We start from the raw sequence: 1,133 nt of genomic DNA, 5'->3' as shown, positions 1-1,133 counted from the left end.
CGTTGCAATTATTGCTCTTCAACGAGGAATCCCTAGTAAGCGCAAGTCATCAGCTTGCGTTGATTACGTCCCTGCCCTTTGTACACACCGCCCGTCGCTACTACCGATTGAATGGCTCAGTGAGGCGTCCGGACTGGCCCAGGGAGGTGGGCAACTACCACCCAGGGCCGGAAAGCTCTCCAAACTCGGTCATTTAGAGGAAGTAAAAGTCGTAACAAGGTCTCCGTTGGTGAACCAGCGGAGGGATCATTACCGAGTTTACAACTCCCAAACCCATGTGAACATACCTTTACGTTGCTTCGGCGGAGCCGCCCCGGCGCCCGGAACCTCTTCGGTTTCGCGGCCCGGAACCAGGCGCCCGCCGGAGGCCACAAACTCTTTTGTTTTTACAGTTTCTTCTGAGTGTGCCGCAAGGCAAAATACAAATGAATCAAAACTTTCAACAACGGATCTCTTGGTTCTGGCATCGATGAAGAACGCAGCGAAATGCGATAAGTAATGTGAATTGCAGAATTCAGTGAATCATCGAATCTTTGAACGCACATTGCGCCCGCCAGAATTCTGGCGGGCATGCCTGTTCGAGCGTCATTTCAACCCTCGAGCTCCCCTCTTTTTGGGAGAGCCCGGCGTTGGGGACCCGGCGCTAACACCGCCGGCCCCGAAATGGAGTGGCGGCCCGTCCGCGGCGACCTCTGCGTAGTAATATCCACTCGCACCGGGACCCGGGCGCGGCCACGCCGTTAAACACCCCACCTTCCGAATGTTGACCTCGAATCAGGTAGGAATACCCGCTGAACTTAAGCATATCAATAAGCGGAGGAAAAGAAACCAACAGGGATTGCCCCAGTAACGGCGAGTGAAGCGGCAACAGCTCAAATTTGAAATCTGGTCCCCAGGGCCCGAGTTGTAATTTGTAGAGGATGCTTTTGGCGAGGCGCCTTCCGAGTTCCCTGGAACGGGACGCCACAGAGGGTGAGAGCCCCGTCTGGTCGGATGCCAAGCCTATGTAAAGCTCCTTCGACGAGTCGAGTAGTTTGGGAATGCTGCTCAAAATGGGAGGTATATGTCTTCTAAAGCTAAATACCGGCCAGAGACCGATAGCGCACAAGTAGAGTGATCGAAAGATGAAAAGC

Annotated in this window: 2 rRNA genes; both read left to right on the top strand. The window is 54.1% G+C overall.

Annotated features, from left to right (window positions below):
* Positions 1-257, top strand: a 16S ribosomal RNA gene (locus tag ACIP4Z_RS35525); the annotation flags it as partial.
* A 165-nt stretch (positions 258-422) separates the two neighbouring features.
* Positions 423-1,133, top strand: a 23S ribosomal RNA gene (locus ACIP4Z_RS35520); the annotation flags it as partial.

Origin of the sequence: Streptomyces sp. NPDC088910, assembly GCF_044749865.1 — a bacterium.
Classification (GTDB): Bacteria; Actinomycetota; Actinomycetes; order Streptomycetales; family Streptomycetaceae; genus Actinacidiphila.
This window is presented reverse-complemented; position numbering and strand designations above follow the sequence as displayed.